General features: G+C 34.2%; 30 protein-coding genes and 1 pseudogene. 19 read left to right on the plus strand and 12 right to left on the minus strand.

Annotated features, from left to right (window positions below; genetic code table 11):
* Window positions 1-2: 2 nt before the first annotated feature.
* The 3 genes from ABH955_RS15765 to ABH955_RS15775 are packed head-to-tail and all read left to right on the plus strand — an operon-like array spanning window position 3 to window position 3,786.
* Entirely contained in the window at window positions 3-1,673 is a 1,671-nt protein-coding gene (locus tag ABH955_RS15765; RefSeq protein ID WP_002031009.1) for an ABC transporter permease, read from the plus strand.
* Window positions 1,670-2,932 carry an MBL fold metallo-hydrolase gene (locus ABH955_RS15770; protein WP_404444622.1) on the plus strand — a complete coding sequence of 421 codons (1,263 nt, stop codon included), beginning with the start codon at window positions 1,670-1,672 and terminating at the stop codon, window positions 2,930-2,932. The genes ABH955_RS15765 and ABH955_RS15770 overlap by 4 nt, the downstream gene beginning before the upstream one ends.
* Window positions 2,933-2,952: 20 nt before the next feature.
* Window positions 2,953-3,786 (plus strand): hypothetical protein, encoded by an 834-nt coding sequence (locus ABH955_RS15775; protein WP_404456145.1) that lies wholly within the window; start codon window positions 2,953-2,955, stop codon window positions 3,784-3,786.
* Window positions 3,787-3,839: 53 nt separating this feature from the next.
* Here the strand turns inward: ABH955_RS15775 and ABH955_RS15780 are convergent, their stop codons facing one another.
* Window positions 3,840-4,262, minus strand: coding sequence for a YfmQ family protein (locus ABH955_RS15780; RefSeq protein ID WP_002011948.1), 423 nt, complete (start codon window positions 4,260-4,262; stop codon window positions 3,840-3,842).
* A 130-nt stretch (window positions 4,263-4,392) separates the two neighbouring features.
* Between ABH955_RS15780 and ABH955_RS15785 the strand changes: the two genes are divergently transcribed.
* From ABH955_RS15785 to ABH955_RS15810, 6 genes are all read left to right on the plus strand, one after another.
* Window positions 4,393-4,509, plus strand: coding sequence for a multidrug transporter MatE (locus ABH955_RS15785; protein WP_404491332.1), 117 nt, complete (start codon window positions 4,393-4,395; stop codon window positions 4,507-4,509).
* A gap of 65 nt (window positions 4,510-4,574) precedes the next feature.
* Complete coding sequence (locus ABH955_RS15790) at window positions 4,575-4,736, plus strand: hypothetical protein (RefSeq protein ID WP_000109008.1); 162 nt, start codon at window positions 4,575-4,577, stop codon at window positions 4,734-4,736.
* A gap of 162 nt (window positions 4,737-4,898) precedes the next feature.
* Window positions 4,899-5,534, plus strand: coding sequence for a cupin domain-containing protein (locus ABH955_RS15795; RefSeq protein WP_404491333.1), 636 nt, complete (start codon window positions 4,899-4,901; stop codon window positions 5,532-5,534).
* An 86-nt stretch (window positions 5,535-5,620) separates the two neighbouring features.
* Window positions 5,621-6,712, plus strand: coding sequence for a serine hydrolase (locus ABH955_RS15800; RefSeq protein WP_404491334.1), 1,092 nt, complete (start codon window positions 5,621-5,623; stop codon window positions 6,710-6,712).
* 122 nt (window positions 6,713-6,834) lie between these two features.
* Window positions 6,835-7,410 (plus strand): histidine phosphatase family protein, encoded by a 576-nt coding sequence (locus ABH955_RS15805; RefSeq protein WP_201032893.1) that lies wholly within the window; start codon window positions 6,835-6,837, stop codon window positions 7,408-7,410.
* 89 nt (window positions 7,411-7,499) lie between these two features.
* A complete protein-coding gene (locus ABH955_RS15810) occupies window positions 7,500-7,871 on the plus strand; it encodes a hypothetical protein (protein WP_000461762.1) in 372 nt (123 codons plus the stop codon).
* Window positions 7,872-7,910: 39 nt separating this feature from the next.
* Here the strand turns inward: ABH955_RS15810 and ABH955_RS15815 are convergent, their stop codons facing one another.
* From ABH955_RS15815 to ABH955_RS15825, 3 genes are read right to left on the minus strand one after another with little or no spacing between them, the layout of a single operon-like run.
* Window positions 7,911-8,831 carry an alpha/beta fold hydrolase gene (locus ABH955_RS15815; RefSeq protein WP_404491335.1) on the minus strand — a complete coding sequence of 307 codons (921 nt, stop codon included), beginning with the start codon at window positions 8,829-8,831 and terminating at the stop codon, window positions 7,911-7,913.
* Window positions 8,783-9,112, minus strand: coding sequence for a DUF3147 family protein (locus ABH955_RS15820; protein ID WP_113938054.1), 330 nt, complete (start codon window positions 9,110-9,112; stop codon window positions 8,783-8,785). Before ABH955_RS15820 ends, ABH955_RS15815 begins: the two co-directional genes overlap by 49 nt.
* Window positions 9,096-9,506, minus strand: a complete 411-nt coding sequence (locus tag ABH955_RS15825) for a MarR family winged helix-turn-helix transcriptional regulator (protein WP_002030991.1) — start codon at window positions 9,504-9,506, stop codon at window positions 9,096-9,098. The genes ABH955_RS15820 and ABH955_RS15825 overlap by 17 nt, the downstream gene beginning before the upstream one ends.
* Window positions 9,507-9,630: 124 nt before the next feature.
* Here ABH955_RS15825 and ABH955_RS15830 point away from each other — a divergent pair, with 124 nt between their 5' ends.
* The gene (locus tag ABH955_RS15830) at window positions 9,631-10,458 is read left to right on the plus strand and encodes a PP2C family serine/threonine-protein phosphatase (protein ID WP_404491336.1); all 828 of its coding nucleotides are present in this window, start codon (window positions 9,631-9,633) and stop codon (window positions 10,456-10,458) included.
* Window positions 10,459-10,504: 46 nt separating this feature from the next.
* Here ABH955_RS15830 and asnB read toward each other — a convergent pair whose 3' ends face one another.
* Window positions 10,505-12,328 carry an asparagine synthase (glutamine-hydrolyzing) gene (gene asnB, locus ABH955_RS15835; RefSeq protein ID WP_404491337.1) on the minus strand — a complete coding sequence of 608 codons (1,824 nt, stop codon included), beginning with the start codon at window positions 12,326-12,328 and terminating at the stop codon, window positions 10,505-10,507.
* A 269-nt stretch (window positions 12,329-12,597) separates the two neighbouring features.
* Between asnB and ABH955_RS15840 the strand changes: the two genes are divergently transcribed.
* A complete protein-coding gene (locus tag ABH955_RS15840) occupies window positions 12,598-13,164 on the plus strand; it encodes a sigma-70 family RNA polymerase sigma factor (protein ID WP_088292890.1) in 567 nt (188 codons plus the stop codon).
* Window positions 13,161-14,252, plus strand: a complete 1,092-nt coding sequence (locus ABH955_RS15845; RefSeq protein WP_404491339.1) for a DUF4179 domain-containing protein — start codon at window positions 13,161-13,163, stop codon at window positions 14,250-14,252. Before ABH955_RS15840 ends, ABH955_RS15845 begins: the two co-directional genes overlap by 4 nt.
* A 39-nt stretch (window positions 14,253-14,291) precedes the next feature.
* On the opposite strand, the gene ABH955_RS15850 is transcribed toward ABH955_RS15845, so the two are convergent.
* Window positions 14,292-15,365, minus strand: coding sequence for a beta propeller repeat protein (locus ABH955_RS15850; protein ID WP_404456167.1), 1,074 nt, complete (start codon window positions 15,363-15,365; stop codon window positions 14,292-14,294).
* Between the two features lie 268 nt (window positions 15,366-15,633).
* On the opposite strand from ABH955_RS15850, the gene ABH955_RS15855 reads away from it, so the two are divergent.
* Both ABH955_RS15855 and fbpA read left to right on the plus strand, forming a co-directional pair.
* The gene (locus ABH955_RS15855; protein WP_404456169.1) at window positions 15,634-16,533 is read left to right on the plus strand and encodes a cation diffusion facilitator family transporter; all 900 of its coding nucleotides are present in this window, start codon (window positions 15,634-15,636) and stop codon (window positions 16,531-16,533) included.
* Window positions 16,534-16,726: 193 nt separating this feature from the next.
* Window positions 16,727-16,897, plus strand: coding sequence for a Fur-regulated basic protein FbpA (gene fbpA / locus ABH955_RS15860; protein WP_002012091.1), 171 nt, complete (start codon window positions 16,727-16,729; stop codon window positions 16,895-16,897).
* A 52-nt stretch (window positions 16,898-16,949) separates the two neighbouring features.
* On the opposite strand, the gene ABH955_RS15865 is transcribed toward fbpA, so the two are convergent.
* A complete protein-coding gene (locus tag ABH955_RS15865; protein WP_193663025.1) occupies window positions 16,950-17,621 on the minus strand; it encodes a GntR family transcriptional regulator in 672 nt (223 codons plus the stop codon).
* A 16-nt stretch (window positions 17,622-17,637) separates the two neighbouring features.
* Window positions 17,638-18,603: a DMT family transporter gene (locus tag ABH955_RS15870; RefSeq protein WP_002168697.1), complete on the minus strand. Its 966-nt coding sequence runs from the start codon at window positions 18,601-18,603 to the stop codon at window positions 17,638-17,640.
* Between the two features lie 163 nt (window positions 18,604-18,766).
* Between ABH955_RS15870 and ABH955_RS15875 the strand changes: the two genes are divergently transcribed.
* Window positions 18,767-19,078 (plus strand): DUF3784 domain-containing protein, encoded by a 312-nt coding sequence (locus tag ABH955_RS15875; RefSeq protein WP_002064702.1) that lies wholly within the window; start codon window positions 18,767-18,769, stop codon window positions 19,076-19,078.
* A 75-nt stretch (window positions 19,079-19,153) separates the two neighbouring features.
* Here the strand turns inward: ABH955_RS15875 and ABH955_RS15880 are convergent.
* Window positions 19,154-19,271, minus strand: a pseudogene (locus ABH955_RS15880) (cobalamin biosynthesis protein); the annotation flags it as partial.
* Window positions 19,272-19,476: 205 nt separating this feature from the next.
* On the opposite strand from ABH955_RS15880, the gene ABH955_RS15885 reads away from it, so the two are divergent.
* Both ABH955_RS15885 and nhaC read left to right on the plus strand, forming a co-directional pair.
* The gene (locus tag ABH955_RS15885; RefSeq protein ID WP_002030981.1) at window positions 19,477-20,136 is read left to right on the plus strand and encodes a class I SAM-dependent methyltransferase; all 660 of its coding nucleotides are present in this window, start codon (window positions 19,477-19,479) and stop codon (window positions 20,134-20,136) included.
* A gap of 391 nt (window positions 20,137-20,527) precedes the next feature.
* Window positions 20,528-21,931 carry a Na+/H+ antiporter NhaC gene (nhaC, locus tag ABH955_RS15890; protein WP_002135474.1) on the plus strand — a complete coding sequence of 468 codons (1,404 nt, stop codon included), beginning with the start codon at window positions 20,528-20,530 and terminating at the stop codon, window positions 21,929-21,931.
* Between the two features lie 40 nt (window positions 21,932-21,971).
* Here the strand turns inward: nhaC and ABH955_RS15895 are convergent, their stop codons facing one another.
* Window positions 21,972-22,361, minus strand: coding sequence for a MerR family transcriptional regulator (locus ABH955_RS15895; protein ID WP_080019756.1), 390 nt, complete (start codon window positions 22,359-22,361; stop codon window positions 21,972-21,974).
* A 7-nt stretch (window positions 22,362-22,368) separates the two neighbouring features.
* The gene (locus ABH955_RS15900) at window positions 22,369-23,079 is read right to left on the minus strand and encodes an SDR family NAD(P)-dependent oxidoreductase (protein WP_088039152.1); all 711 of its coding nucleotides are present in this window, start codon (window positions 23,077-23,079) and stop codon (window positions 22,369-22,371) included.
* Window positions 23,080-23,269: 190 nt separating this feature from the next.
* Between ABH955_RS15900 and fumC the strand changes: the two genes are divergently transcribed.
* The gene (fumC, locus tag ABH955_RS15905) at window positions 23,270-24,658 is read left to right on the plus strand and encodes a class II fumarate hydratase (RefSeq protein WP_404456174.1); all 1,389 of its coding nucleotides are present in this window, start codon (window positions 23,270-23,272) and stop codon (window positions 24,656-24,658) included.
* A 95-nt stretch (window positions 24,659-24,753) separates the two neighbouring features.
* On the opposite strand, the gene ABH955_RS15910 is transcribed toward fumC, so the two are convergent.
* The gene (locus ABH955_RS15910; RefSeq protein ID WP_044441536.1) at window positions 24,754-25,176 is read right to left on the minus strand and encodes a PH domain-containing protein; all 423 of its coding nucleotides are present in this window, start codon (window positions 25,174-25,176) and stop codon (window positions 24,754-24,756) included.
* A gap of 132 nt (window positions 25,177-25,308) precedes the next feature.
* Here ABH955_RS15910 and ABH955_RS15915 point away from each other — a divergent pair, with 132 nt between their 5' ends.
* On the plus strand, window positions 25,309-25,500 hold the full coding sequence (locus ABH955_RS15915; RefSeq protein WP_404456177.1) for a hypothetical protein: 192 nt from the start codon (window positions 25,309-25,311) through the stop codon (window positions 25,498-25,500).
* Window positions 25,501-25,535 lie beyond the last annotated feature (35 nt).

Below are 25,535 nucleotides of genomic sequence, written 5' to 3' on the forward strand. Positions count from 1 at the left end.
ACATGGTAAATCGATTCGTATCAGTAAGACAAGTTGGAATGACAGTAGCGTTGTTACTTGTGGCGATGTTAATCGTCATTCCACTTTTTCTCATTTTATTTTCTAGTGTATATGAAAATAGCAGTTGGAATTTTTTAAAGCCTTTTGAAGTCATGCAGAGTGGTGGATTAGCTGGGATTTTTCTAAATTCGATGCTTCTAGGTGTACTCGTTGTAATAGGAGCTACAATATTTGCGTTTCCATTGGCGTTCATTATGAGCAAAACAGATGTAGGAAAGTATAGTAAGTTAGATATTGTTTTTATGATCCCATTTATGACCCCGCCCTATATCGGATCGATGGGCTGGATTTTGTTCATGCAACCTAACGGTTATTTTGAACAATTTTTTCCGGCTTTAAAGCCGATTTCATCATCGTTTTTTAGTTTAGGCGGTATGGTTTTAATTATGAGTCTGCATTTATTCCCATTCCTTTACTTCATGTTGAAAAACACGTTACTTCAGATTGGGAGTAGTAAAGAAGAAGCTGCAGCAGTTCATGGTGGAAGTTTTTTTTATCGTTTAAGAAAAATAATACTACCGTTATTGTTATCAAGTTATGTAATGGGTGCTTTACTCATTTTCGTAAAGACGATTGCTGAATTTGGAACACCAGCTACATTCGGACGTAGAATAGGATTCCATGTGTTAACATCTGAGATTCATAAATTTATCTCTAGTTGGCCGATTGATTTTGGCAGTGCCACAGCATTATCTTCTTTATTACTTAGTGCGTGTATGCTCATTTGGTATATGCAAAATGTATTGAATCGAAAGTATACATATGCAATGGTTAGTGGAAAAGGTGTGAAATCTAAAAGGTATACTTTGTCTATATTTGCGCGCGTTATAGCATGGGTTTATGTAATTGGTTTACTAATAGTAGCAATTGGAATCCCATACTTTTCTATACTTATTGCTTCTTTGTCGAAGTTAAGAGGCGGTGGCTTACATTTTAATAACTTTACAACAAGCCATTATGAAGCATTATTTACAATTGGTTCTCCGGGATTAGAAGCTTTATGGAACAGTTTTCTTTTTTCACTCGTAACGGCGATTGTTGCTGTAATTATTGGCGTATTTTTGGCGCTTATGATTCGAAAGGGGAAAAAGTCCTCTGAAAAATGGCTTGATATGTGCGGCATGTTACCGAATATGGTACCAGGAATAGTGATGGTTGTAGGGCTTATTTTATTTTGGAATTCACCCTATATGCCTATGTCAATTTACAATACACCAGTCATGGTTATCGTAACGTATGTTGTTCTCTTTTTACCTTATACGGTGCAGTATGTAAAAGCATCGCTCGGACAAATTGATGATTCTCTTGTACAGGCAGGAAGTATTTTTTCCGGGAATTACATTTATATTTTTAGAAAAATAATATTGCCGCTTATTATTCCAGGAATTCTTGCTGGATGGGCGATGACATTTACGATTTCGATACGAGAGTTAGTAGCATCGCTTCTCGTACTACCTCCATCAGTAGAAACGTCAGCAACATTTATTTTTGCTCAATTTGAACAAGGAGAAGTATCTATAGGAATGGCAATGGCTGTTGTTTCTGTTGGGCTTACAACAATGTGCTTATTACTTCTGCAACATATGGAGCAAAAACGAAAAGGGGTAGCATGATGAGGATGGAAGTATGGGGAGGAGCGGGAGAATACGGTCGTTCCTGCTATTTTGTAAAAAATAAAGAGACAAAAATAGTATTTGATTGTGGTATTAATCGATCATATGAGGATAGTTATCCCAAAATAGAAAGAGAAGTTGTTCCATTTTTGGATGCAGTATTTTTATCACATATTCATGAAGATCATACGATGGGTTTACCTTTATTGACGAAGTATGGATATAAGAAAAAAATTTGGACAACTCGTTATACGAAGGAGCAACTTCCAGCTTATTTTGAAAAATGGGGAAACTACAATCTTTCAAAAGGGTGGAATTTACCTTATAACGATCAAAATATTAAAGATTTAAATTATGTATGTATTGATGAGATTAGTAATCCAAATGAATGGATACAGATTACACCAACGTTGAGGTTTCAATGGGGGTATAGTGGGCATGTATTAGGAGCTGTTTGGTTTTTAGTGGATATGTGTAATACATACGTATTTTATTCTGGTGATTATTCAGCAGAATCTAATATACTACGAGCTAATTTACCTGAAAATTTGCGAAGCGATATAAAAATTGCAATTGTAGATGCCGCTTATCACACTGATGATGTTTCGCAAAATGAACGAGTGGACGAATTATGTGCAGAAATTGAACGAGTTGCGCACAATAAAGGAATAGCATTACTACCACTGCCTCCACTTGGTAGGGCGCAAGATATAGTATTGTATTTATATGAACGATATAAAGAGTTTCCGCTTATAGTAGATAAAGAAATTTTGGTTGGTTTTGAAGAAATGTTCATATATAAAGATTGGCTAAAAAATAATGAAAAACTTGAACGGGTTGTGGAGAGTTTAAAAAGAAACATAATAGTTATGGATAATGACATTTGTATGCAAAATAGTTACGGAATAGTTGTAATGAGTGATGCGAATATGCAAACGAAACGAGCACAGTTATATTATGAACAGCTTCGGCATGAAGAACGAAATTCCATTATCTTTACTGGACATATTGCTAAAGGGAGTTTTGCAGAAAAGGTGATGAAAGAATGTGTAAGTAGAGAATGTAGGGTAGAGCGAGTTCCATATAAGGTTCATCAAAGTATAAGTGACGTTAAGGCGATGTTAAATACATTATTACCAGAACATACGGTGTTAGTACACGCACTGAAAGAGGATACGGATCGATTACAGCAAAAGCTTAGTACAGCAGGATATGAAAATATATATTCACTTGCAATGGAACGTATAGAAGTAATTTAAAATGTAAAGGAGATCGGTATATGAAAAAAGTATTTGTATTCGTAAGTATTTTCTTTTGTTGTTTCCTTTATAACGTTAAGGAAGGTTTTGCTGCTAGTCCAATGAAACCTAGCTTTGAAGTGAAGTTATTATTAAAGCCAGAACAAGTATTAGGTTATAACAAAGAGATGAAGCAAGAGGTACTAGAACATTTCCAGGCTGGTACAAATTATGAAAGAATACAAGTGCAATTTTTAGATACGGCGAATAAAAGTTTAAGTAATGAAGGTTGGTTTGCGAGAATCCGAAAGAAAGAATTTAGTAAAGATTTTGAGCTAACATATAAAAAAAGATATCCTATTCCAAATGGTGTAATTCAAGATGCACTAGAAGTAGCTAAAAAAGATGGATTTGATAGTAAAACTGATAGTTATGAGGCGGAAATAGATTGGGGATTTGGGAAAAAAACGTTAAGTATTTCAAATAAGAAAAGTTACAGTGCTAAAGGATATGGGGTACTTGATTTACCAAATGAACAAGCTGCTCAAAATATGTTAATAGAAAAGTTACCAGGGAAAATGAACAAATGGTTGTATACGAATTGGGGAGAAGAGATGCTCAAGGATTCTCACATTTACGGTCCTGTATTAATGAAACGGTATACAGGTGAATTTGAAAATATAAAAACGAATATTGAAATTTGGCCATTAAGTAATACCGGGAAGATAGAAGATGATTTCGTAATAGAAGTGTCGTTTAAAACAAATGAGGAAAGTATCGCGACAAAACAAAGAGAATTATTAATGGCGAGTATAGAGAAAAAAGGATGGTTGTTACCGAAAGATAGTTTGAAGACAGAGCTTATTTTTCAGTAAATAGGAAAGAAGGAATCCATGGCACATGGATTCCTTCTTCTAATATATGAGTATTAAGCTAAATCAGCTGACACGAACATATCATTATTTTGAAGGTTTTTAGAGCGTAAACTATAAGCAACTACCTTCTTTTTATGTTGTTTTACTACATCAACATGCTCTTCATGACTATAAATATAAAATGTAAAATCTTTTTTGCCACGTTTTGCATTGATAATTAAAGGAGTGCCTTCATTGTGTGGTGGTGCATAATAGCGATCTAAAAATAATCCTTCGTTAAAATCATGAATAATTTTGGATTTCTTTTCGCCTTCTAAGTTATTTCCATTGATTGTAACAGTCACATTCTCTTCTTCAAGTTGTGGATGTGTTTCGTACTTGCTAATAATGGATTCAATAGCAGAGTTAGGAAGGCTAGAAACAATAATTTTAAATGCTCCAAATACAACTAACATTACAATAAACCAAGTCGTCATAGTATTCATCCCCTTTATCCCACAGTAACGGTCCGTAAAATCCTGGTTGGTGCGGGCTAATAATCAGTGTGGGATAGATACCCCGTACTGACTAAAATTTCACTTTAGCCTATTTAACAATATAACTCATGTGGTAATAGTACATATGGTGAAGTTTTGTATAATTTGTGAAAAATATGCCATTTTTATGAACGAAATGTTAGAAAAATCAATTTTGTTACAAAAAGTTGAAATCAAAGTATTTTAAAAGAAAAAGGTTTATAATAAAAATATAACTAATAACAACATTACTAATTATAAGGAAGTGTAACTATGAGTACTGTAACAATCGTATATGGTATTATTCTTTCTACAATTATTGTTTTATTTATTGTCGGGGTATCGCGTTATATTCATAAGTGGAAAGAAGGAGTTGCGAAATTAAATCACATTGAAGAAGAACTTAGTGATTTAATGTTACATCATGGTAAGTAAAAAGTTTATTTTTTAACTAAACAATGTGAAAAAAATCACAAAACATGCTCTCATCATGAAGGCATGTTTTTTTGTTATGTGAATGATTAGGCACATACATACATTTTTTCCATACGATACAGTGTGCAGATGGAAATGTTCGGAGTGGAAAAGAGGGATAAAATGAGTAGTTCAGGTTATGTTCCAGGTAATAAAAATTTAAAGAAAAGCTCAGGAACTCCAAACCTTTTCTTTGATTCCAGAAAAAATGTCTTTTTTAAAAGAGATGAGAAAAACGTTGCATATGAAGTTACCTCAACGCAGTTACCTGCGATGATAGGAGGGGCGTTTGTTGATTTATTTATGACGAAAGGGCATATGCGGGAACCACATTGGCATCCGAATGCGTGGGAATTAGATGTTGTTGTATCAGGAGAAGCAGTTATATCCATTTTAAATCCCGAAACGAATCAATTGCAAAATTATCATGTGAAAGCGGGGCAAACGGTCTTTATTCCAATGGGATGGTGGCATTGGATTACAGCGGTAACAGAAGAAGTACAATTACATTTGTTTTTCAATAACGATCAGTTTGAAACAGCAGAAGGATCAGACATACTTAGATTAACACCGCCAGAAGTATTTCAAGCTGCATACGGTGTAAGTGCAGAAAAATTAGGAAAGGACCTTTCGCCAATTAAGGAGTCGGTTGTAATTGGTCCTCCTAACTCAAATCGACTAAATAGCGTTAAAGAAAGTGACGACTCAAATATAATCGTTACGTTAAATGGACAAATAACATCATGTGAAATAGAGTAACTCTCTCTGTTTTAGGAAGAGTTACTCTATTTTGTATAATTTTGTAATTCGATTCGTTATAATTATTATATAGAAGGGGGCATATTGTGAACATATTAAAGATTATAGGAATTGTTGCAGGAGTGATTGTAGTAGCTGTTATAGCTTTCTTTGTTATTATGAAGTACTATTTGTCAAAAGAAGATCCTGATTACGTATTAAACTACATAAAAGAACATAAAGGTGATGAAACATGTTCATTACTTATTAGAAAAAACGGTGAAGTAGTAACATCTGTAAATGAAAATAAAAAATTACCATTAGCAAGTATGGCAAAAATCGTAATAGCAGTTGAATTTGCTAAACAAGTGTCAGAAGGAAAGATAAGCCGTGATGAACAAATTTCATTGCAGGAGTTAGAAAAATATTATGTTAAAAACACTGATGGTGGAGCGCATCCTGACTGGTTAGAAGATGCAAGAGTGAGAGAGTTAGTGCAAAATGGACAGATTGCTTTAGAAGAAGTGGCTAAAGGGATGATTCATTATAGTTCTAATGCGAATACAACATATTTGTTAGATAAGCTTGGAATAGAAAGAGTAAATGATAGTTTAAAAGAGTTAGAGCTTACTAGTCATGACAAGTTCTCTTCGTATACTGCTTCACTATATATGAGAGGGTATGTAGAAAAAGAGCTTAATGAGTCAGAAAATCAATCGTTAGAAATGATACGTAATATGTCAAAGGATGAGTATAATAAACATGTGTTACAAATTCATGAATGGATGAAAGATGAAGAAGAATGGAAAAAAAGGGATATCCCATTAAAAGTAGATATGGAATTTCAGCGAATTTGGTCAGATCGATTAGTGGGTGCAAACGCTAAAGACTATATGAGTATAATGAAAAAGATAAATAGTAGAAATTATTTTCCAAAATCAATGCAAGAAGAAATCGAGAATATTTTCAAAGGAACAGTTAATAATAGTAAGTTAGAATACGCTGGTCAAAAAGGTGGCTCTACCGCGTTCGTATTGACAAAAAGTTTGTATACTACAGATAAGAAGGGAAATAAGGTAGAAGTTGTAATTATGTTTAACGATATAGAAGATCAAGTTGCATACCAAAAGCTGAGAAATAATATAGATTATTTTATTCAAGATGCTATAACAGATGAAGAGTTTAGTAGGGAATTATAATGAAATAATTTTATTATGTAAACAAGGGCGTTTTTTAGAAAGCGTCCTTTTTCTTTTTATAATACAGGATTTCTTATTTGCTTCATTGAATGTAGATTGAAACTAAGAAAGGAAGTTGAATAATGACTACAGTATATTTCGTTCGCCACGCTCACTCTACATATACAAAGGAAGAAAGGGAACGTCCCTTATCTGAAGAAGGAGAGATTGATGCAGGTAATGTAACAAGTTTGTTAAAGGATAAAAAAATTGATGTTGTTATTTCTAGCCCGTATAAAAGGGCGATTCAAACTGTGCAAGGAATTGCGAATACATATAATTTATCAATACAACTGGAAGAAGATTTACGGGAAAGGTTATTAAGTAAAGAGCCAGTAACAGATTTTAACGATGCTATTCAGAAGGTATGGGAAGACTGGACTTTTGCATACGAAGGCGGAGAATCAAATGATGTAGCGCAAAGACGCGCTGTAATATGTATGCAAAGTATATTAAAAAAATATAAAGGTAAGAATATTGTAATAGGTACTCATGGGAATATTATGGTATTACTAATGAATTATTTTGATTCGAAATATGGTTTTCAGTTTTGGAAAACCCTTCATATGCCTGATGTGTATAAATTAACTTTTGATAATAATTGTTTCAGTTCTGCTGAAAGAATACAGTCTACAGATTATCAGATAAATAATTTGTAAAAGTTTATCAAAAAAAGAGGAAAGGGAGAAGGTATTGTAGAAGTATGACTTTGTAACATAAAAAATATTGGTTAAAGGAGGCTGTTTACATGTTTGAGAAAGAGAAAGAAGGGCTTATTGAAGTTCACAACGTATATGAAATCGCACCAGCAGATGGAGCAATTATAGGTATGGCAACGGAAGAAGAAATGGAGATTGCTGCTGAACTAGAGTTACAGTACTATGCCCATTCTCGTTTATTAGAAGCAAATATTCAGTTAGACGGTTCCTCCTATAAAGAGTTACTTCAGGAGTTCCAGGAGTACGAAAGAAAATCAATGAACTTTTGGAGAGCAATACATAAACGTTTAGCTGTGCCATGGGCATGGGTACTACGTATTGATGTTGCGAACGGTCCTATATATGTAAGCAATGGGAGTTCGTATTATGAAGAAGTCGATGATGAAGAAGACTATGAATAGATAAGTAAGGAAGCAGCTTTAGTTGCTTCCTTTTTTTATTTACAATAAGTGAATGGCTTCAATGATAGCATCTGGACGATCGTTTTCTATCCCGTGACTAGCATGTTCAGCCAAAATGTATTGGCTGTTTATTGAGAGATTTAATTGTTCACGAATAAGTTCTTGCCACATATCTTCAAGTTGTGTAGCTTCTTCTTTTGGCATACCGCCCTCAATTAATTGAGCAATAGAATATTGAGGATCTCTACCGATAACAATTAATGGTATTTCTAATGTTTTATGTTGTTTTTTTATTAAGCGAGCACAATTTTTCCACTCGGACAGTTCAGAAGCTGTCGCTTTATATAATGAAGGAGAGGTAGAAAATTTGATATGCTGTTTTGTTGTATTGACGAGCATAGATTTTAGTTCATTATAAAGTGCGTCTGCATCCATGTTGGAGTAAGTATGATATTTTTGTAGCCACATATCATCAGAATCAGTTTGATCAGAAACTGGTAAATGAAGCTCATCTAATCGGTGTAAGTTCATGGAAGTAGAATCAACTAAAAGAAGTGCTTGCAGCCTATCTTCATGTAACATTGCAAAATGTTGTGCACATAACCCTCCATAGGAATGGCCGATTAGAATGATTGGCTCGTGAATATGGAGTTTGTTTAGTAACATATGTAGTTCCTTTGTAACTTGCCTTGCTGTACGTGGAGTATTTCCTAGCGCACTTTTTCCGTAACCTGGGCGATGGTATGAAACAACTGTAAAGTGTTGTGAAAGCTCTTCTATAATAGGGAGCCAATCATAAAATGAGCAACTCATTCCTGTTTGAATGACTACAGTTTGTTTACTGTTACCTCTTATATATACTTCTACAGTTTGTCCAAATATCTCTACGGATCTATTAATAGTAATTCCCCCTAAGCTTGAAATATTTTTTGGCAAGTAAAGACGATACACCAGGCACATATGCCGAAGAGTATAGATGTACTAAGTGAAAAGGAGTTCTTTAAACCGATATAAACAATAAATAATAGTAGTGCAGATGCAGGAAATCCATATAATACGCCTAAAGCGAATTGACTTAATTCTTGTTTACTCCCACCTTCGAAAGAAATCCAAAATAAACTAAGTAAACTAATAAGAGGAAGGGCTGCGATAAAGCCACCAAGCGTACTAAAATATTTGGCAAATTCGGTTACAGCCCCAATAATGAGGGCGGAGACGATGACCTTAACGAGGAAATGCATATTTTGCCTCCTTAGCTAATAACGAAAAGGCTTTTTCAATTAATTGTTGTTCTTCTTTTGATAACTGTGATTCTAATATTTTTATCTTTTCTTTATCTAGTAAAGTATGCTTTTCTAATACTTCAATGCCTTCTTTCGTTAAAGTAAGGTTTACAACCCTTTCATCGTGTTTGTTTCTTTCTTTTATAATAAATCCTTTTTGAATAAGGCGCTTTACGTGTTCAGATGCTGTGTTATGAGAGAGACTAAGCTCAGTAGCAACTTTTCCAATTGTTATATCTTTCTCACGAGAAACGATTTGTAAAATACGAATAGCTTGGTGAGAAAGGTTGTCTTCATATTCATATCGTAAGTGATAATAAATACTTTCCCAATGTTGATTAATGTCTTTCATAATGATAAATCCTCCTATTTTTATATCGTATAGTAAGATATATTCGTTGATTAAGAAATAAAATCCTTTTATTTTCATTAAAAATGTTGAAAAAGTTTATTTTTATTGAAATATAAGGTAATCTATGTGTAAAGGTATACATTTAGCAAGAGAGAGGATGATAGCTGTGAATACATTTAAATGGATTAGTCATGAAAAGATGTATGTAGATCAAATACATGTTGAAAAATGTGGTCCTCTTTCAGTCGGCGTATATGGAGGAAATCAAGAGAGTGATGCATATGAAAGAGGAGATGCAGTGCTAGCTTGGTGGGATCCGAAATTAGAATTTGAATTTGTTATGATTTTTGATACACATCATAAAACGAAAAATATACATTATATAATAGAAGCGATTGCAGAAAGAGAAGAAAAACTAAAAGAGTTATTTTCATACCCAATCCATTTAGCTTTTCATCATACACATATGTATTTATTAGCGTTATTTACAGATGAGCTCTTTATCGAGAAATGTGACCAAGATGATGAGGAACTTGCATGTTTAATTTGTTTACGAAAAGGCGAGTTCTTATATTGGCTATCAGTTGGTGATTGCTTCGCGTACTTATTCCATTCAGAGCAAACGAAAAATGGAAAAGGTAGGCTAAATAAGCGTAAGAACTATGAGTATATAGGAAGAAAAAATGTTTTTGCAGCGAATACACCTTGTTTTACATCAGGGGTAAGGGGATTAGAAAAAGGTCAGAATCACATTGTAATGGCAACGGATGGTATTTTAGAGTGTGATAAACTAAAGTTTGATGATGATCAATCTTTAGTAGAAATATTACACGACGGATCTTGTTTACAGATTGAGCCTGTATTAACAAATGTACTTCAGTGGAAAGGTAGAGATTGTGCCACTATTATTGGATGGTCCATCGATACTGAAAATAGACAATGTGCCAATTAATAAATGAAAGAGAGTTCAAGGGTTTTTGTCCTTGAACTCTTTTTTGTTAAGCAATATGAATATGATACGTTTTTAACCATTCATTTACTTGTAGCATATACTCCATAGCACTTCTTGCTTCAAAATTGGTAATCTCTTTGTTATTTTGATCAGCAATTGCAAGTAATATGGAATGGTTAATGAGTGAGAAAACAGGATTGTTTTTATTGCTGCACATATCAAGCGTTAAATTGCGGATTGTTTGTAAATAGTGTGGATCCTGTGAAGTAGGGTAAGCGCTTTTTCTTCTATTTCGCACATCATCAGGTAAAGCTGGTTTCAGCGCTCTACGTAAAATTCCCTTTTCGATATTATCAATACTTTTAATATTGAAAGGAACGTTCCATAAATATTCAACTAATCTATAATCGCAAAACGGTACACGAACTTCAAATCCTACAGCCATACTCATACGGTCTTTACGGTCGAGTAAGAACGGAAGGAATCGTGTTAAAAATAAATAAAACATTTGACGTTGTTTCGCGGATTTTTTACTTTCACCTTCAAGAGTAGGTACTTCAAGAGCAGCCTCATGGAATCGTTTATTAATGTACTGCTCAGGATTACATTGAGTTGTTACGTCGTTTAATAATAGAGAAGATGTGTTTTTCCAGTTTGTTAACCACGGAAACTTATCTACATATAATAGTTCTTCTTGATGAAACCAAGGATATCCCCCGAATACTTCATCAGCAGATTCTCCAGATAAAGCTACGGTTGCATCTTTTTTCATTTCGCAAAATAGTAAATAAAGTGAAGTTTCCATTTCACCAGCACTGGGTAAATCTTTCGCGTGAAGGGGAACGAATAAGTGATTTGCTAACTCTTCAGCATTCACAATAATGTCATGATGCGATGTCCCTACATGTTCAGAAACACGTTTTACCCAAGGAGCATCTAGACCAGTTCGAGCAAATGTCAGTTCGAAATCTTTCGCGCTATTTAAAAAGTCGATTGAATATGTGTGAAGTATTTTGTGTTCCTCTCTAAATTCTTTACCTGCCAGTGCAGTAATACCACTAGAATCTAATCCGCCTGATAACATACAAACGAGAGGAACATCGGCAATTAATTGTCTTTTTACTGTATCTTGTAAAATAGATAAAATATGTGATGATGTATCTTCAGTAGAATCTGTATGAATCTTACTTTCTAAATTCCAATACTTCTTAACTACTTTTTTATCACGTGTGAATGTTATAGAATGTCCAGCACGAACTTCTTGAATATGTTTAAAGACGCCACATCCTGGAGTTCGAAATAAGCCTAATCCAAATATTTCATTTATGCCGTCCGCATCAATTTCAGCAGGAACAGATGGATGAGCTAATAATGCTTTTATTTCAGATCCGAAAATAATACTGTCATTTCTTTCTGTATAAAAGAGTGGCTTTACGCCTAAATGATCACGTGCTAAAAACAGTTGTTGCTTCTGATCATCCCATAAGGCGAAAGCGAAAATTCCGTTTAAATGTTGTACGCAGTCTTCTTTCCATTCTAAATAAGCATGTAGTAACACTTCTGTATCTGAATGAGTTTCAAATGCATGCCCACATTTTTGAAGCTGTTCTCTCAGCTCACGAAAATTATAAATTTCTCCATTATAAGTAAGAGCATACGTATAATCACCGGCACGGAATGTTTTTGGCTGCGTCCCGCCTTCTGGGTCAATAACAATTAAACGTCGGTGTGCAAAAGCCGCATGAGGTGAAAACCAAAATCCTTCAGCATCAGGACCGCGATGCTGAATACTATTCGCCATCTTTTCTAAAATAACATGTTCATTTGAAAGATCTTTCTTCCAATCTACCCAACCTGTAATTCCACACATACAAATCTCATCTCCTAATTTAAAATTATAAAAGTAGATTAATTAAATGAAATGTACACCAGGTTAAAGAGTGTCTGCATAAATAGTGTACTACACTAATTGAATTACAGACTTGAGAAAATTTTCTTCAAGCTTATATTTATATGAGACAATGGCTAAGGAAAAGTATTCCATTACATACAAAAAATAAAAAAAGATGAGAGAAAAAAATTTCCAAAACGTTATATAGGGTGTAAAAGCTTTTACAAAAAAATAAGGGGAATCGCTACATGAAATCAAATGAGAAAAATTTTATAAAAAGATTACAGCGGCAAAAAGAAGATGCGCTAGAATTTGTTGTCGATACATACTTACCACTCATAAAAGGAATCACGCACAAAGTACTTCTTCCAGTTCAAAATGATGGATTGATAGAGGAATGTGTAAATGATATATTTCTTTCCATTTGGAATAACGCAAATAAGTTTCATGGAGAGCCGAGTGATTTTAAAAAATGGATTGCAGCGATTGCAAAGTTTAAGGCGATTGATTATTACCGGAAAGCGACTAGAACAGTAGAAATTATTTCAGATGAGTTTCATATTAGTACAGAAAAATCGGCAGAAGATGAATTAATCGTTATGGAAGATAGGGAAGAGTTATTGAAGCTTATTAATCAATTAGAACCGTTAGATCAAAAGGTGTTCGTTATGAAATATCTTCTCGGTATGAAGACAGAGGAAATCGGTGACAAGTTAGGATTAACCAGGGCGGCGATCGATAATCGTGTGTACCGGGGAAAAAAGAAACTACAACAAAATGCTACGAATATTAGTTTTGGAGGTAGTGTAATATGAAAGACATTTATGAACTATTAAATGATATTGATATAGATGAAAAAGAACTTGAGACTTCTGAAATTGAAAAAGAAAAAGTGAAACGTAATTTAAAACGATCTATACGTACGAAGAAAAAGATGAAAACTTGGAAAAAAGGTGTCGCTGCTGCATCTATTTTAGTAGGGTTATCAGTTGCAACGCTTGGTATCGGGTTTCCTACATATGCTGGAGGATTGCCAATTGTAGGTGATATATTCCGATTTTTAGATAATGGTAGAACAGGACTATATGAAAATTATAAAGAGTTTTCGACTGAATTGAATATGACGAGAGAGAGTAATGGGGTTAAGGTTACAATTAATGATGTAATTTCTGATGGCAGAACATTATCTATAACGTATTCACTGGAAAGTGAGCAAGACTTAGGGGATGATCCTATTATATTAGGCGGATTGGATATAATGGACGCTCATGGTAGTTCAGGAAGTGGGGAAATGACTAAAGTTACTGAAAAAAAGTATGTAGGTATGGTAACAACGACGCACCATGATATTAATAAAAAGGACAAAGTAAACTTTAGATGGAATATAGAGGGAATAGAGATGCCAGATAGGAAAAAATCAATACAAGGTAATTGGAATTTCGCATTAACTGTAAAATCAATGGATAGTAAAGAGAGAACAATTGGTGGAAGTTCGGAAAAAGAAGGTATAAAAGCAAATATGGAAAAGGTCGCAATGTCGCCGGTTTCATTTATTCTTTATTACAATCAAGAAGTTTCTAAGGGTGCGAGGAAAGAATGGGATAGTGTAGATGTTGAATTGACGGTTAAGGATGATTTAGGGAATGATTATTCGGGTGAAGGAAATGGGGGAAGTGGCAACGATCCTTACAATATTCGATGGAGTGCTACATTCCAAAAGTTGAACGAAAATGCAACAAAGCTTATCGTTACACCTCGTGTACACTTGCGAGTTCATACACCTGAAAATCATGGTGGAGTGGAATATGTGAATGGAAAAGAGAAGGAAATTGAGGTGCCGAAAAAAGAAGCGAAGAGTAAAGATATTGTTCTAGATGATATCGTAATTGATTTAAAGAAATAAAAGAGAGACTGCCTAAAGCCATTAGGCAGTCTTTTTTCGTTAAGAACAAGTAACGAGCAATGCATGTGGATGCTGCGTTTTATATTCATCTTTCCACGGAATGTTTAGTTGTTCCCACGTTTCACCGCTATCATTGGATTGAAATACGCCATTGTTATTTAAAGTGTAAAACGTATGTGGTTCTGCTTGGTTTGTCGCAAACATTGAAATGACTGTACCAATTGCAGAGGGTAGACCTTGCTGCACTTGCTCGAACGGAGTATCTTTCGTTTTTCGATAAATATAAGATTCATAAGGAATACGGTGATGAGCAAGGTCGGCACTTGGTGCGGCAGAAACGAGAATTGTATCGCAATCAGCCGGATCGATAGCCATACTGTATAAATAATGATGTTCAAGTCCTTCACTGCATGAGATCCAGCTGTTTCCGCTATTATAACTTTCAAGGTATGCGCGATCAGGTCCGCCCATAAATCCGTCACCGCATGATGCATAAAGGCGATTAGGGGCTTCAGGGTGCATAAGCAGTTGATGAGCATCAATAGGAGCACCGAATTTTTTATCAATCCATGTATGCCCTCTATCATTACTTTGAATAACAGCACCAGCTTCAATTGAAACATGGATTGTATTTGGAGTGTTTGGATCAACTGTAATCCAGCGAACGTGATGGGTGAAAGGTCTAGGCGGAAAAGCCCACGTATAAGAAGATAATAATGATTTCATATTTTTAAGTTCAGTCCACGTTTCACCACCATTTTCTGAACGGAATAAAGCACTAGGTTCTGTACCGACATAAACGACACCATATCCGTTAACTTGTTCATTAGGGCTTATCGTAATGGAAGTAATCGAAGAATGTAAAATACCATCCTCTTTAGGGAAATCAAAGTAACGATATGAATCTCCAATTGGTCTCCACGAATCCCCGCCATCGTCACTTAGCCATAAACCTCGTCCAAATGTGCCGCAATAAACACGATTTGTTTGGAATGGATCAACCACAATACAGGTAGGTTGCATATTTTGTAAATGATATGTGGTTTCATAGTTACCATATTGTTCTTTTACTACAACAAGTTCACGCTCCATGCAGAGAAATAGTCGTTTCAATTTTGTAGCCCCCTTAAAAATTCTTTCATTAGTAAACAATATGAAAATAAAAAAGAAGTAGTCTTGTTTTTAGTTGAGAAAAAGGACTTGTTTGAAAAGTAGCGAAGTTTGTATACAGAGGAAGCGGGATAAAGTGAAACTTTAATCAGTGGGGTATTGTTCATCTTCTACGGATTAGTAGCATTCACTATCGGGCGTTAATGGGGGATAAAGATAGGGAATGTGTTTCATACTAACATACAGATATTGCACTTAAAGGAGTATTTGTATGGGATACTCACATGATCACGGTCATTCAAAAAATAAAAAAGCGTTATTAATTGCCTTTTTATTAACAACAAGTTTTATGATTGCTGAAGTTATTGGCGGATTTGTAACAAATAGCTTAGCACTATTGTCTGACGCAGGGCATATGTTAAGTGATGCAGTATCCTTAGCTTTAAGTTTACTTGCGTTCAAGCTTGGGGAAAAAACGGCAACGGCCGCGAAAACATATGGGTATAAGCGAGTCGAAATGTTAGCGGCATTATGTAATGGTGTCGTTCTTATTGTCATTTCAGTATATATTTTTATTGAAGCAATTCGTCGTTTTAAGGAACCAGTTGAAATCGCTAGTAATGGAATGCTCATTATTGCTGTGCTTGGTCTGCTTATTAATATTGTATCAGCTTGGATATTAATGAGAGGCGGAGATGTGAAAGGTAATTTAAATTTAAGAAGTGCGTTCTTACATGTACTAGGCGATTTATTAGGTTCAGTTGGAGCGATTATTGCTGCGTTACTTATTAAATTTTTTGGATGGACTGCTGCAGATGCGGTTGCTAGTATTCTTGTGTCTATTTTAGTCATTATAAGTGGATGGCGTGTAACACGTGATACAGTTCATATATTAATGGAAGGTGCACCGCAGCACATAGATGCTGAAGAGGTGAAAAATACATTATTAAATATTACTATTGTAAAAGAAGTTCATGATTTACATATATGGTCTGTAACATCAGATTTTCAAGTATTAACTTGCCATCTTATTATCGAAGGTAATGAAACGCAAAGCGTATTGAAAGAAGCAACGGATGTATTAAAGGGGAAATTTCATGTAGAACATGTCACCATTCAAGTTGAAATAGAAGGTGAATTTAACCATAATGAGACAACTTGCAAAGTATGAAAGAAAAAGGGTATGAAAAAATGTCATAACATTTTTCGCGTGGCATACATATATATAATGTGGCCACAAATACTTTGTAAGGTAAATATTTCATAAGATTACTTTACTTATTAAGAATCATCTTTTATAATCAAAAGTGGTAATTGATAAAGATTATCATTTTCAATGATCGTAGAAAGGAGTTTTTTAAAAGATGAGTAGTCAACTCCGTTTTGCTGTTGAAAATCGTAAGAGACATTTAATTGATGAGTTAATTGGAGCAGGGGTGTTTAAGATTCGCGACCGACAATTATACGAGCTGTCTTTAGAGGAATTGGAAAAAGAGTACGAGCATATTGAAGATTACGCAAATATTCAGGCATAGCACATAGATTATTAAAGAAGGAGCTGGTTACACTTTTGTGTAACCAGCTTTATTATTTCATAGAAATTATTTTTTGTATTTCTTTCATTGGACGGAGCCAGTTTTGAGACATCATTTGTTCCATTCGTTTTTCATCCTGTTTTTGTAGTGCTTGAATTATAGAGTGATGTTCTTTAATAGATTGACTTGCAGGCACGAAGTTTTGGAAAAATAAATATTCAAGGCGTAAAATGTGAAGTTGCATATTTTCTAGAAAAGGTTCAATATATCGGTTTTTAGCAATAGAAGTAATTGTATTGTGAAATCGTATATCTAGTTCTAAAGCTTTTTTTGAATCTTTTTCATGTATAGATTGTTGAAAAGCATCATTTATCTCGGAAAGTAGTTTAATATCAGCGTCTGTAACTTTTTGAAGTGCTTGCTTTCCTATAATTGAGTGAAGACCAGCTATCGTCTCATAAATGATAGATACGTCGTCTAACTTAATAGGCGCGATTTTCGTTTTTTGCCCAGGTACCATTTCAACTAATCCAGAAAGCTCTAAAATTTGTAAAGCTTCTCTAACAGGTGTTCTGCTTACTCCTAGTGCTTCTGCCAATTCCCCATCATTTATTTTCTCATCAGGTCGTAAAACACCTTCTATAATCCAATCTTGCAGTTGATTTAAAACGAGTGACTTTGCTGAAACTCTTCCTGTTTTTTTATAATTTTGAGGGACAGGCATAGTGAATTCAATCCTTTCATTGTATATGTTTCTTTTTCGTATTAACAAGCTTTAATTTTGGTTTTCCTTTATCCGGTTTTTGGCTTAATATGAGCACCATTACAATTACACAAAAAGCACCTAATAACTGAAAAGATTGAAACGGTACGTGCAAAATAAGCACAGAAGAAATAATAGCTGCGAGTGGTTCTGTACAGCCAAATAATGTTGTTTCTTTAGGCGTAAGGTATCTTATGCTATCTAAGTATAAATAAAATGCGATGAGTGTCCCGAAAATGACGACAAATGTAATGAGCGGGAGGGTACTTAGTTTTACATATTTCATAGTTGATAATAAAATGAATTCGTTTGTGGAAATAAAGTGTAAAATCGTTACGCCAATCCCCCCAATGATCATCCCCCATCCAACGATAACGGATGAAGACCACTTTTCTAACAATTCTTTTGAATACAAACTATAAAATGCAAGAGATAGTCCAGATAAAATGCCCCAAATGATAGCAGGTGTAGATACAGCTAAGTTATGAACAGAACCGTTTGTTAATAGGAGAAAAGTCCCTACTAATGAGAGGGTAATTGAAATATAATCAATTTTTGATGGACGAACGCTCCATTTGAAAAGTAAGTATACAGTGATAAATATAGGGGCTAAATATTGTAACAAAGTTGCAACAGCAGCGTTTCCTTCTTTAATAGAAGCGAAGTACGTGTACTGTACAGCAAGCATGCCTAAAAGACCGAACAAAATTATCTTATTTGCATCAGACTTTTGTTTCCAAATTCCAAATATTTCTTTTTTGTTCGCTCCGAATGATGACATAATGAGCAAAATAGCACCGGATATAAGCAAACGGATTGTAACTAACCATTCAGTGGAAACGTTTTCGAATTGAAAAAGTTGTTGCGCAGCTGTTCCGGATAAGCCCCATAAACAAGCACCGATTATGACCATTATAATTCCTTTTAATCGATTTGGATCCATAAAATATATAGTCCTCCTTTCAAAAAAATATATATTAGATACAATATGCAATATATCACGAAATGGAGTATTAATAAACTGAAATTTCTAATTAAAAATAAAATTGTTTAGTAAGAACGATCATCTTTTTTGTGTATAGTAAAATATCGTAGGGGAGAGTTATATGCTAGCAGGATTTTTGGTTTGTTTATTTGTTGGATTACTTATCATTTTTTTAGGCTATCAAATACATGTGAAAAAGAGATTGTTTTTGTTGGCAGGCTATCAGGAAGAAACGTTTGTTGGAGATAAAAATAAATTAGCGAAGCTTTCAGGTGTGTTTTCCTATATAGTCGGAGTTGCTACTATACTATTACCGTTTGGCTTAGAAAAAATAGGTGATGTAGTTGGTATCGTATATGCTATCTTAATTGTTTTAGGTACAATTGTGTTTCTTATTAAAGCAAATATGTTAAATAAGAGTACTACAAAGTGAAAAAGGCTCCATGCTACGGAAGCCTTTTTATTATGAAGTGAAAGTAAAAGCGGGAATAGGATCAACAAATGTATTTCAATCTTGTTTCATTTCTTTTTCTGTTAATAGAACGATTCATATCGATGCTGATAAATACAAGTTCAGTTATTTGATCTCCATATCGTTCATCCAATTTTTTCAATGCTTCTGGTTCTAAGGAATGCTATTTCCGCTTGTGAAAATAAGTAAAGTAGAGAAGATTAAGAAGCCAGCAAATCCATATGTAGATGAAGAATTACCCCAATAAGAATGGGGTAATTCTTCATCTTTTTATGAAATATAATCATAATCGCGACGCCAAAAAAATAAAGATAAGAGTAATTTGGTTTGTTAAAAATATGTGTATAAGGAGATACGTGATGAACTGGGTTACTCATAAACCATCGTTTGAATTTGAAAATTTTAGTCCTATTATTCGGTCACAATCTGCGTGGAGTGGGCATTTAGATTTCGCATATGATTTAGTAAGATTTGAAGAACCAGCAACTTTAGTTGAGTTAGGTACGCATTTAGGTGCTTCCTTTTTTAGTTTTTGCCAGGGGGTAAAAGATGGTGGGTTAGCCACAAAATGTTTTGCTGTAGATACTTGGGCTGGAGATGGGCATACAGGTCCATATGGAGAAGGGGTTTTTCAAATAGTAGAAAAAGTGGTGAGGGATAACTACCTGAATATAGGGAATTTAATTCGGTCTACTTTTGATGATGCTCTGGATGAGTTTCAAGATGAAACGATAAATCTTTTGCATATTGATGGCTATCATACGTATGAAGCTGTTTCTCATGATTATAAAACATGGTTACCTAAAGTTGCGAAAAACGGTATTGTATTATTTCATGATATTGAAGTTAAAAACGGTGATTTCGGTGTGTATAAGTTTTGGGATGAGGTCAAGGTGAAATACCCTCATTTTCAGTTTGGGCATTCATATGGACTCGGAGTTTTATTTCCGAAAGGTTGTAGCGATAAGTTTTCGGAAATACTTAAAAATAAAGAAGAGATACAAAATATGTATAAATAAAAGAGGGGCATGCATCGATTAAATGATGTGTGCTCTTTTTTTATGTGGAAATATATTATTACATATGAGGTGAAAGCGGTAGTAAAAAGTTTTGTTGAGGCAAATATTAAAAAGGTTATTATGGGTTAATAATTAGTGGGGATGGATAAAACCCTCATTGATTAAAGTTTTATTTCATTAGGTGTTTTTATCTAAATAAAAATACAACATTTTTTATATTTTTCATTGCGAAAAGCGCAATCTACTTTTACAATAGAAAGGGTTGTGAATATATTATACTGAAAAAATAAATCGAAATAATATGAAAATTTTGTTTTGTCTTCGCTGATTGTATACTACATACACGTAAGACTACATACATCATGTTATCGACTTGTAAGGAGAGAAAAAAATGAAAAGTGTAAGATTACCATCGATGCTAGAAATTATTATTCTTTTATGCCTATTTCTTGCTGTCGTCTTTTCCTTCCAAACGATTTTTGATCTCCCAATTCAATTAGCGCTATTTATTTCATGGTTTTTAGTTATTGCGCTTGGATTAAGATTAGGATTTCGTTATCAAGAATTGCAAGATGCAATTACGAAAGGGATTTCTAATGGATTAGAAGCAATTCTTATTTTAGTTGCAGTTGGGGCTTTAATTGGAACGTGGATTGCTGGTGGGGTTGTACCTACATTAATTTATTATGGATTAGAATTCATTCACCCTAGCATATTCTTATTGGCAACTTTAATTATTTGTTCAATCACTTCTATCGCGACAGGAACATCATGGGGAACAGTTGGAACTGCAGGTATTGCTATGATGGCGATAGGTGAAGGGCTTGGATTACCACTTCCGCTTGTTGCGGGTGCAGTCCTTTCAGGAGCTTATTTCGGAGACAAATTATCACCACTTTCTGATAGCACAGTTCTTGCAGCTTCTATGGCGAAAGTAGATGTTATTGCTCACGTTCGAGCTATGCTCGTATTAGACGTTCCAGCTTATATTATTACCAGCATTATGTTTACTGTTGCTGGATGGATGTATGGCGGGGATAATGTAGATTTAAATAGAGTTGAGTTTTTAAAAGAATCTTTATTAAAGCACTTTGATATTAAAATATGGATGCTTGTTCCAGCGGTAATTGTTATTGTGCTATTGGCGATGAAGAAACCATCTATGCCAACAATTGCTATGGGAGCTTTAATTGGTGCAATTTGGGCAACACTTTTCCAAGGAATGAACTTTGGAGAGGCAATTGGAACAGCATATAACGGATTCTCAATTCAATCTGGTGTCGAGTTTGTCGATAAGTTATTAAACCGTGGTGGAATTAATGGTATGCTTGGTTCAGTAGCCGTTATTATTTTCGGCTTAGGTTTTGGTGGATTACTTGAAAAGCTAGGTGTTCTAAAGGTAATCGTATCGAAATTTGAGAAGAAATTAAATTCTGCAGGTAATGTAACATTGTCTACACTAATCGTTGCATTTTTAGCTAACATATTTGGTTGTGCGATGTACGTATCACTTATTTTAACACCAAAAATTATGGAAGAAAGCTATGATAAATTAAAAATAGATCGCCGCGTATTAGCACGTAACTCAGAAGTAGGTGGAACTTTGACTTCTGGTATGGTTCCATGGTCTGATAATGGTATTTTTATGGCTGGTATTTTAGGTGTATCAACATTATCATACGTTCCATTTATGTGGCTAAGCTTCGTATCACTCATTTTAGCAGTTATTTATGGATATACAGGCAAGTTCATTTGGTATGTAGATGATGCGGATAAAGGAAAGCAAGCATCATAAAATAAAAAATCACCTTCTACAATATGTAGAAGGTGATTTTTTATTTTATAATAGGAGTTGAAGAAGTTATTTCGTCCTCATATTTAGCAATTTTTTGTTGTATCTTTTTTAAGTTTTTTTCAGTGTCTTGAATGAGCTGTAAGACATTGGTCTCCTGTTGTTTCATTAATTCCAACCGTTGAAGGATGGTAGATTCCCCCACCATAGACCAGTCGATAAATTTTTTTATTTTTTGAATTGGCATACTGGTGTTTTTTAAACATAAAATCATCTCTAAATATTTCAGTGCTTCTTCATCAAAAACGCGATCTCCTTTTTCATTTCTTTTAAGAAAAGGGAACAGTCCTTGTTTATCGTAATAACGTATTTGAGAAATAGTTAAGTGGTGCATTTTGGCGACTTGCCCAATTGTATAATACATATCATTCATCCCTTTATTACCAAGGTATAATGCCGTCTTTATTTAGTATTTTACCATTATAGTTTGTTTCACTTAATGCATATTTAATAATAATTTTAGCACTTTCATTGGTCGTATGGCCACCTGGGGAATTTCCATTTAGGTCAGTAGTTGTAAAACCAGGGGTTACTCCGAAAATTGCTGGACCGTTAGTACCAAATTCTTTGCTAAATGCTAATGTTAAAGCATTAATAGCTGTTTTTGAAGAATTGTATCCTAATGTATTAATTGGGTGTGTTTCACCGCTAGCAAACATTGTTAGTGAGGCCATGTCAGTTGTTACATTTATAATTTTACTGTTGCTTGATTTCTTTAATAATGGTAAAAAGGCTTGCACCATTTGGAATGTTCCAAAAAAGTTAACTTCAAATCCTTGGCGTAAAGTTTCAATATTTAATTCACTAGGTAGCGTATGGAAGTCGAGTGCTATGCCTGCATTATTGATTAATAAATCTAAGTGGTCAGTCGTTTCATGGATTTTTTTGATTGCTTCTTGAATGGATTGAGCACTAGAAATGTCTACTTGAATATAGGAAACGTTTGAAACATTTAAAGATTCTACGGCTTGTTGTCCAAGTTGTTTATTACGAGCACCTAAAAATACGTGATAGTCTTTTTCTGCTAATTGACGAACCAATTCATATCCGATCCCTTTATTCGCACCTGTTATGAAAGCATATTTTTTCATTTTGAATTCCTCCAGTGTCGTTATAGTAGGTTACAATGGAAAGGATACAGCCTAAACCTAAGTTTAGGTCAAGAGGAATTTATGAAAAAAATATTGAATATTTTTATATATGAGTGAGAATTCTTATCATTTGATTAAAAGTCTGTTAATATAAGAGATGTAGGTATTATATTTTCAAGGGGATGAAAAAATGGAGTACAGAATTGAAAGAGATACATTAGGAGAAATAAAAGTTCCAGCTGATAAATTATGGGCAGCACAAACACAACGTAGTAAAGAAAACTTCCCGATTGGAACAGAGCAAATGCCGCTTGAAATTGTAAAAGCATTTGCCATTTTAAAGAAGAGTGCAGCGCTTAGCAATCAAAAATTAGGAAAGTTATCAGAAGAAAAAGCAGAAACAATTGTGGCAGCAGCTGACGAAGTAATTGTAGGGAAATGGAATGAACATTTTCCGCTTGTTGTATGGCAAACGGGTAGCGGTACACAGTCAAACATGAATGTGAATGAAGTAATTGCAAATCGAGGGAATCAAATTTTGAAAGATAAGGGATCTGACGTACATATTCATCCGAATGATGACGTGAACATGTCTCAAAGTTCAAATGATACATTTCCAACAGCGCTTCATGTAGCATGTGTAATTGCAGTAGAAAATCACGTATTACCGGCAATTACGAAATTAAAAGAAACTTTAGCAGAAAAAGTAACTGCATTTGAACATATTATAAAAATTGGTCGTACACACTTACAAGATGCAACACCGTTAACGTTAGGACAAGAAATTAGCGGATGGCACCGTATGCTTGAAAAAACAGAGCGTATGATTGCAGAGAGCAATACATATATGAAAGAGCTTGCAATTGGTGGTACTGCAGTTGGAACAGGTATTAATGCTCATCCTAAATTTGGTGAGATGGTGTCAGAGGAAATTAGCCAATTTACAGGTAAGCAATTTATTTCTGCACCAAATAAGTTCCACGCATTAACGAGCCATGATGAAGTTGTATATACGCATGGTGCATTAAAGGCATTAGCAGCTGATTTAATGAAGATCGCTAACGATGTACGCTGGCTGGCAAGTGGTCCACGTAGTGGTCTAGGAGAAATTATTATTCCGGCAAATGAGCCAGGAAGCTCTATTATGCCAGGTAAAGTAAATCCAACGCAAAGTGAAGCGTTAACGATGGTTGTAGCGCAAGTGATGGGAAATGACGCAACAATCGGATTTGCTGCGAGCCAAGGTAATTTTGAGCTAAACGTATTTAAACCAGTTATTGCATATAACTTCTTACAATCCGCTCACTTATTAGCAGATGCAATTGTTTCATTTAATGATAATTGTGCAGTTGGCATTGAAGCGGATGAAGAAGTAATTAAAGAGAATGTGAATCGTTCATTAATGCTTGTTACTGCATTAAACCCGCATATAGGATATGAAAATGCAGCGAAAATTGCGAAGCATGCTCATAAAGAGGGGTTAACTTTAAAAGAAGCAGCATTGCAATCGGGCCTATTAACAGAAGAGCAATTTAATGAAATTGTAGATCCGAAAAAAATGATTGCTCCGAAAGAGTAATAGAAAAAGCCAAGGTTCTTAGTTTAGAATCTTGGCTTTTTTTGATATTTATTTTATGTTTCCGCCACTTGTACTACTGCAAGCTCCAAAAGATATTATTTGTTAGAAGACGTATTCATTACTTTCATATGTGGGCAGTTCTCTTTTAAGAGTGAAATGAATTTTTCTTCTTCTTGTGGTACGAAAGTTGTCACAGAGTCAAATAAATTATAATCAATTTCTAATTGCTGCCTAGTCCATTTTTCTGAACGGAGTGTTTTGCCAGAGTATTTAATGTGACGAATATCTTCAAATGGAATTTCAGTACGTAATATGAAACCGTGTTTTACAATAAGAGAAGATTCCGTTATGTTGTAGTGAGAGAAATAGAATGAAGAGAGATTCACGATATTTAACAGCATCATAAGAGTGAAAAAAATAGAATTTTCGTTTTGGAAGAATAGCGAAATGAAAAAAATAATTATAAATAATGTAATAAAAATGACGTGAAATGGATTTTTTTTCGCTTTAAACTTCAAGTTAGTCACCTCGTTATACGTGTTATTTAACTAAATTAAATCACAACATCGTAATAAACCGAAAGAATATGCAGAATTGCATATTCTTTCGGTTTATTATTCGTGTAAAATTTTTTGATAGGATAAATTTAAATGAAGTTTTTAATAGTGGAGTGGCATAAAGTGACTAACAAGAATAAAAGTGTAGTGCTAGTCATAATTAGTTGTATGATGATTATGAATGGCTGCTCAAATAGATTCGCTGAGGATGGAAAGCGAAAACATGTATTTGTACAAGCGAGTAAAGTTTTAGTGGAAGTTGTTTATAAAATATATAAAGGGTAAAAAGGGTGTTTCTATATGTGGAAACACCTTTTTTG

This window comes from Bacillus sp. RC240, from assembly GCF_044907945.1.
GTDB classification, from domain to species: domain Bacteria; phylum Bacillota; class Bacilli; order Bacillales; family Bacillaceae_G; genus Bacillus_A; species Bacillus_A mycoides.

Excerpts from the sequence above, each read along its gene's own strand:
- ABH955_RS15765 (WP_002031009.1), top strand. The coding sequence starts at position 3 with ATGGTAAATCGATTCGTATCAGTAAGACAAGTTGGAATGACAGTAGCG.
- ABH955_RS15770 (WP_404444622.1), top strand. The coding sequence starts at position 1,670 with ATGATGAGGATGGAAGTATGGGGAGGAGCGGGAGAATACGGTCGTTCC.
- ABH955_RS15775 (WP_404456145.1), top strand. The coding sequence starts at position 2,953 with ATGAAAAAAGTATTTGTATTCGTAAGTATTTTCTTTTGTTGTTTCCTT.
- ABH955_RS15780 (WP_002011948.1), bottom strand. The coding sequence starts at position 4,262 with ATGACGACTTGGTTTATTGTAATGTTAGTTGTATTTGGAGCATTTAAA.
- ABH955_RS15790 (WP_000109008.1), top strand. The coding sequence starts at position 4,575 with ATGAGTACTGTAACAATCGTATATGGTATTATTCTTTCTACAATTATT.
- ABH955_RS15795 (WP_404491333.1), top strand. The coding sequence starts at position 4,899 with ATGAGTAGTTCAGGTTATGTTCCAGGTAATAAAAATTTAAAGAAAAGC.
- ABH955_RS15805 (WP_201032893.1), top strand. The coding sequence starts at position 6,835 with ATGACTACAGTATATTTCGTTCGCCACGCTCACTCTACATATACAAAG.
- ABH955_RS15810 (WP_000461762.1), top strand. The coding sequence starts at position 7,500 with ATGTTTGAGAAAGAGAAAGAAGGGCTTATTGAAGTTCACAACGTATAT.
- ABH955_RS15815 (WP_404491335.1), bottom strand. The coding sequence starts at position 8,831 with ATGTGCCTGGTGTATCGTCTTTACTTGCCAAAAAATATTTCAAGCTTA.
- ABH955_RS15820 (WP_113938054.1), bottom strand. The coding sequence starts at position 9,112 with ATGCATTTCCTCGTTAAGGTCATCGTCTCCGCCCTCATTATTGGGGCT.
- ABH955_RS15825 (WP_002030991.1), bottom strand. The coding sequence starts at position 9,506 with ATGAAAGACATTAATCAACATTGGGAAAGTATTTATTATCACTTACGA.
- ABH955_RS15830 (WP_404491336.1), top strand. The coding sequence starts at position 9,631 with ATGTGTAAAGGTATACATTTAGCAAGAGAGAGGATGATAGCTGTGAAT.
- asnB (WP_404491337.1), bottom strand. The coding sequence starts at position 12,328 with ATGTGTGGAATTACAGGTTGGGTAGATTGGAAGAAAGATCTTTCAAAT.
- ABH955_RS15840 (WP_088292890.1), top strand. The coding sequence starts at position 12,598 with ATGAAATCAAATGAGAAAAATTTTATAAAAAGATTACAGCGGCAAAAA.
- ABH955_RS15845 (WP_404491339.1), top strand. The coding sequence starts at position 13,161 with ATGAAAGACATTTATGAACTATTAAATGATATTGATATAGATGAAAAA.
- ABH955_RS15855 (WP_404456169.1), top strand. The coding sequence starts at position 15,634 with ATGGGATACTCACATGATCACGGTCATTCAAAAAATAAAAAAGCGTTA.
- fbpA (WP_002012091.1), top strand. The coding sequence starts at position 16,727 with ATGAGTAGTCAACTCCGTTTTGCTGTTGAAAATCGTAAGAGACATTTA.
- ABH955_RS15865 (WP_193663025.1), bottom strand. The coding sequence starts at position 17,621 with ATGCCTGTCCCTCAAAATTATAAAAAAACAGGAAGAGTTTCAGCAAAG.
- ABH955_RS15870 (WP_002168697.1), bottom strand. The coding sequence starts at position 18,603 with ATGGATCCAAATCGATTAAAAGGAATTATAATGGTCATAATCGGTGCT.
- ABH955_RS15875 (WP_002064702.1), top strand. The coding sequence starts at position 18,767 with ATGCTAGCAGGATTTTTGGTTTGTTTATTTGTTGGATTACTTATCATT.
- ABH955_RS15885 (WP_002030981.1), top strand. The coding sequence starts at position 19,477 with ATGAACTGGGTTACTCATAAACCATCGTTTGAATTTGAAAATTTTAGT.
- nhaC (WP_002135474.1), top strand. The coding sequence starts at position 20,528 with ATGAAAAGTGTAAGATTACCATCGATGCTAGAAATTATTATTCTTTTA.
- ABH955_RS15895 (WP_080019756.1), bottom strand. The coding sequence starts at position 22,361 with ATGAATGATATGTATTATACAATTGGGCAAGTCGCCAAAATGCACCAC.
- ABH955_RS15900 (WP_088039152.1), bottom strand. The coding sequence starts at position 23,079 with ATGAAAAAATATGCTTTCATAACAGGTGCGAATAAAGGGATCGGATAT.
- fumC (WP_404456174.1), top strand. The coding sequence starts at position 23,270 with ATGGAGTACAGAATTGAAAGAGATACATTAGGAGAAATAAAAGTTCCA.
- ABH955_RS15915 (WP_404456177.1), top strand. The coding sequence starts at position 25,309 with ATGAAGTTTTTAATAGTGGAGTGGCATAAAGTGACTAACAAGAATAAA.